This window comes from Flavobacterium terrae (assembly GCF_900142035.1).
Classification (GTDB): Bacteria; Bacteroidota; Bacteroidia; order Flavobacteriales; family Flavobacteriaceae; genus Flavobacterium; species Flavobacterium terrae.
Map to the genome: position 1 here is coordinate 1 of NZ_FQZI01000011.1, position 5,320 is coordinate 5,320.

At 47.4% G+C, this 5,320-nt stretch carries 2 tRNA genes and 3 rRNA genes; all 5 read left to right on the top strand.

The features are described from left to right. Positions 1–205 precede the first annotated feature (205 nt). The 5 genes from BUC09_RS14485 to rrf all read left to right on the top strand — a co-directional run bounded on the left by BUC09_RS14485 (position 206) and on the right by rrf (position 5,279). A 16S ribosomal RNA gene (locus tag BUC09_RS14485) occupies positions 206–1,721 on the top strand. 90 nt (positions 1,722–1,811) lie between these two features. Continuing rightward, positions 1,812–1,885: transfer RNA gene (locus BUC09_RS14490), tRNA-Ile, on the top strand. Between the two features lie 88 nt (positions 1,886–1,973). Continuing rightward, a tRNA-Ala gene (locus tag BUC09_RS14495) sits at positions 1,974–2,047 on the top strand. 106 nt (positions 2,048–2,153) lie between these two features. Beyond that, positions 2,154–5,032: ribosomal RNA gene (locus BUC09_RS14500) — 23S ribosomal RNA — on the top strand. A 137-nt stretch (positions 5,033–5,169) separates the two neighbouring features. Continuing rightward, positions 5,170–5,279 (top strand): 5S ribosomal RNA (gene rrf / locus BUC09_RS14505). The 16S, 23S and 5S rRNA genes sit together here with 2 tRNA genes alongside, the layout of an rRNA operon. Positions 5,280–5,320 lie beyond the last annotated feature (41 nt).

The following is a 5,320-nucleotide window of genomic DNA, read 5'->3' on the forward strand; positions in this document are numbered from 1 at the left end:
AAAAGAGTTCTTACCTTTGCACCCGCAAAAACAACGAAAGAAGTTAAGCGAGAAATAAGAAGAAACGTTCATAGACATATTGGATTGACAGCCGCTTCGAATAGAGATATTTGAAGCAACAAAAAATAAGAGTAAGAGAAATCGAGAGATTTGAAAAACCTAGCATCTTTGTCTAAACATACTAAGCGAAAGCTTTAAAAATTATACGATGAAGAGTTTGATCCTGGCTCAGGATGAACGCTAGCGGCAGGCTTAACACATGCAAGTCGAGGGGTAGAAGGAGCTTGCTCCTTTGAGACCGGCGCACGGGTGCGTAACGCGTATGCAATCTACCTTGTACAGGGGGATAGCCCAGAGAAATTTGGATTAATACCCCATAGTGTAATGAAATGGCATCATTTTATTACTAAAGTTCCAACGGTACAAGATGAGCATGCGTCCCATTAGCTAGTTGGTGTGGTAACGGCATACCAAGGCAACGATGGGTAGGGGTCCTGAGAGGGAGATCCCCCACACTGGTACTGAGACACGGACCAGACTCCTACGGGAGGCAGCAGTGAGGAATATTGGTCAATGGGCGCAAGCCTGAACCAGCCATGCCGCGTGCAGGATGACGGTCCTATGGATTGTAAACTGCTTTTGTACAGGAAGAAACACTCCCTCGTGAGGGAGCTTGACGGTACTGTAAGAATAAGGATCGGCTAACTCCGTGCCAGCAGCCGCGGTAATACGGAGGATCCAAGCGTTATCCGGAATCATTGGGTTTAAAGGGTCCGTAGGCGGTTTTATAAGTCAGTGGTGAAATCTGGTCGCTCAACGATCAAACGGCCATTGATACTGTAGAACTTGAATTATTGGGAAGTAACTAGAATATGTAGTGTAGCGGTGAAATGCTTAGAGATTACATGGAATACCAATTGCGAAGGCAGGTTACTATCAATATATTGACGCTGATGGACGAAAGCGTGGGGAGCGAACAGGATTAGATACCCTGGTAGTCCACGCCGTAAACGATGGATACTAGCTGTTCGGAGCAATCTGAGTGGCTAAGCGAAAGTGATAAGTATCCCACCTGGGGAGTACGAACGCAAGTTTGAAACTCAAAGGAATTGACGGGGGCCCGCACAAGCGGAGGAGCATGTGGTTTAATTCGATGATACGCGAGGAACCTTACCAAGGCTTAAATGGGAAACGACAGGTTTGGAAACAGACTTTTCTTCGGACGTTTTTCAAGGTGCTGCATGGTTGTCGTCAGCTCGTGCCGTGAGGTGTCAGGTTAAGTCCTATAACGAGCGCAACCCCTGTTGTTAGTTGCCAGCGAGTCATGTCGGGAACTCTAGCAAGACTGCCAGTGCAAACTGTGAGGAAGGTGGGGATGACGTCAAATCATCACGGCCCTTACGCCTTGGGCTACACACGTGCTACAATGGACGGTACAGAGAGCAGCCACTACGTAAGTAGGAGCGAATCTACAAAACCGTTCTCAGTTCGGATCGGAGTCTGCAACTCGACTCCGTGAAGCTGGATTCGCTAGTAATCGCAGATCAGCCATGCTGCGGTGAATACGTTCCCGGGCCTTGTACACACCGCCCGTCAAGCCATGGAAGCTGGGGGTACCTGAAGTCGGTGACCGCAAGGAGCTGCCTAGGGTAAAACTGGTAACTAGGGCTAAGTCGTAACAAGGTAGCCGTACCGGAAGGTGCGGCTGGAACACCTCCTTTCTAGAGACTATAAAAAGAAGTTAGGGAAGTATTCTTAAGGTTTTTTTTACTCTTGCTGTTAATTCAAATAATATTAGGCTTAAAATACAGAGTCTCGTAGCTCAGCTGGTTAGAGTACTACACTGATAATGTAGGGGTCGGCAGTTCGAGTCTGCCCGGGACTACTAAATTTTAACGCTTTAAAGGAAATTCTGGAAGTTGAGTTTTTATGAGCATTCATAACTCATAACTAATAACTCATCATTAGAAAATGGGGGATTAGCTCAGCTGGCTAGAGCGCCTGCCTTGCACGCAGGAGGTCATCGGTTCGACTCCGATATTCTCCACGAATCTAGCAATAGATAATAGTTCATTGACATATTGAGATAAAAAAACATTTAAAAAGTAGAAAGAACACAGTTTTTATACAGCAATGTATAAAAACGAAAAGTACAATAAGCAAAATAAGGGCGTATGGGGGATGCCTAGGCTCTCAGAGGCGATGAAGGACGTGATAAGCTGCGAAAAGCTACGGGGATTGGCACACACGAATTGATCCGTAGATATCCGAATGGGGCAACCCAATACATTGAAGATGTATTACCCGATAGGGGGCAAACCCGCTGAACTGAAACATCTAAGTAGGCGGAGGAGAAGAAAACAAAAGTGATTCCGTAAGTAGTGGCGAGCGAACGCGGATTAGCCCAAACCAATTATGTTACGGCATAGTTGGGGTTGTAGGACCACGACATTTGATGCGGATTGAATTAGAATTATCTGGAAAGGTAAACCAAAGAGGGTGATAGTCCCGTATAAGTAAGAGAAGATATCAATAGTGGTATCCTGAGTAGGGCGGGGCACGTGAAACCCTGTCTGAATCTGGCGGGACCATCCGCTAAGGCTAAATACTCCTGAGAGACCGATAGTGAACCAGTACTGTGAAGGAAAGGTGAAAAGAACCGTGAATAACGGAGTGAAATAGATCCTGAAACCATACGCTTACAAGCGGTCGGAGCCCTTTAGTGGGGTGACGGCGTGCCTTTTGCATAATGAGCCTACGAGTTAACGTTGCTGGCAAGGTTAAGTGATTAAGTCACGGATCCGTAGCGAAAGCGAGTCTGAATAGGGCGCTTTAGTCAGTAGTGTTAGACGCGAAACCGTGTGATCTACCCATGGGCAGGATGAAGCTGTGGTAACACATAGTGGAGGTCCGAACCGGTTGACGTTGAAAAGTCTTCGGATGACCTGTGGGTAGGGGTGAAAGGCCAATCAAACTCGGAAATAGCTCGTACTCCCCGAAATGCATTTAGGTGCAGCGTTAGTTATAAAGTTATATAGAGGTAGAGCTACTGATTGGATGCGGGGGCTTCACCGCCTACCAATTCCTGACAAACTCCGAATGCTATATAATGTTCACTAACAGTGAGGGCTTGGGTGCTAAGGTCCAAGTCCGAGAGGGAAAGAACCCAGACCATCAGCTAAGGTCCCCAAATGTATGCTAAGTTGAAAGAACGCGGTTTGTCTGCATCGACAGCTAGGATGTTGGCTTGGAAGCAGCCATTCATTTAAAGAGTGCGTAACAGCTCACTAGTCGAGCGGACGAGCATGGATAATAATCGGGCATAAGTATACTACCGAAGCTATGGATTTGACGTAAGTCAAGTGGTAGGGGAGCATTCTAACAGGGTTGAAGGTGTATCGTAAGGTATGCTGGACTGGTTAGAAAAGAAAATGTAGGCATAAGTAACGATAATGCGGGCGAGAAACCCGCACACCGAAAAACTAAGGTTTCCGCAGCTATGCTAATCAGCTGCGGGTTAGTCGGGTCCTAAGGCGCACCCGAAAGGGGAAGTCGATGGCCAACGGGTTAATATTCCCGTACTACTTATAATTGTGATGGGGTGACGGAGTGATGAAAGCACCGCGAACTGACGGAATAGTTCGTTAAAGCACTTAGCTATATTCTCTATAGGCAAATCCGTAGAGAATGGTGAAATGCGATAGTACTCGGAGTCTTCGGACAAAGGGATAGTGTGCCTAAGGGCTTCCAAGAAAAACCTCTAAACTTAGATTATAAGTACCCGTACCGTAAACCGACACAGGTAGTTGAGGAGAGAATCCTAAGGTGCTCGAGAGATTCATGGCTAAGGAATTAGGCAAAATAGACCTGTAACTTCGGGAGAAAGGTCGCCAGCAGCAATGCTGGCCGCAGTGAAAAGGTCCAGGCGACTGTTTATCAAAAACACAGGGCTCTGCAAAATCGTAAGATGAGGTATAGGGCCTGACACCTGCCCGGTGCTGGAAGGTTAAGAGGAGATGTTATCTTCGGAGAAGCATTGAATTGAAGCCCCAGTAAACGGCGGCCGTAACTATAACGGTCCTAAGGTAGCGAAATTCCTTGTCGGGTAAGTTCCGACCTGCACGAATGGTGTAACGATCTGGACACTGTCTCAGCCATGAGCTCGGTGAAATTGTAGTAACGGTGAAGATGCCGTTTACCCGCAGTGGGACGAAAAGACCCTGTGCACCTTTACTATAGCTTAGTATTGGTCTTGGATAAGTGATGTGTAGGATAGGTGGGAGACTGTGAAATGGCGTCGCTAGGCGTTGTGGAGTCATTGTTGAAATACCACCCTTTGCTTATCTGAGATCTAACCCCATATTGTGGGGGACATTGCTTGGTGGGTAGTTTGACTGGGGTGGTCGCCTCCAAAAGAGTAACGGAGGCTTCTAAAGGTTCCCTCAGCACGCTTGGTAACCGTGCGTAGAGTGCAATGGCATAAGGGAGCTTGACTGAGAGACATACAGGTCGATCAGGTACGAAAGTAGAGCATAGTGATCCGGTGGTTCCGCATGGAAGGGCCATCGCTCAAAGGATAAAAGGTACGCCGGGGATAACAGGCTGATCTCCCCCAAGAGCTCATATCGACGGGGGGGTTTGGCACCTCGATGTCGGCTCGTCACATCCTGGGGCTGGAGAAGGTCCCAAGGGTTGGGCTGTTCGCCCATTAAAGTGGCACGCGAGCTGGGTTCAGAACGTCGTGAGACAGTTCGGTCTCTATCTACTGTGGGCGTTAGAAATTTGAGTGGATCTGATTCTAGTACGAGAGGACCGAATTGGACTGACCTCTAGTGTATCTGTTGTCTCGCCAGGGGCACCGCAGAGTAGCTACGTCGGGAAGGGATAAGCGCTGAAAGCATATAAGCGCGAAACCCACCACAAGATGAGATTTCTTTTAAGGGTCGTGGAAGATGACCACGTTGATAGGCTATAGATGTAAAGGCAGTAATGTCATAGTCGAGTAGTACTAATAACCCGTAAGCTTATGTACGTGCTAGCGCCTCGTAAGAGGCGCAGCAAACTTTCTCCCTTCGAGTAATCCTCAGGGAACAATGATTTTTATCTCAGTATGTTAAGATATTGTGTAATGTTAATCAGTCTAAACTGATTACCCTTGCAAAACCGACTTAAGGTGGTTATTGCGGCGGGGCTCACCTCTTCCCATCTCGAACAGAGAAGTTAAGCCCGCCTGCGCAGATGGTACTGCAATCCTGTGGGAGAGTATGTCGCCGCCTTTCTTTTAAAAAACCCTATCAAATCTGATAGGGTTTTTTGTTTT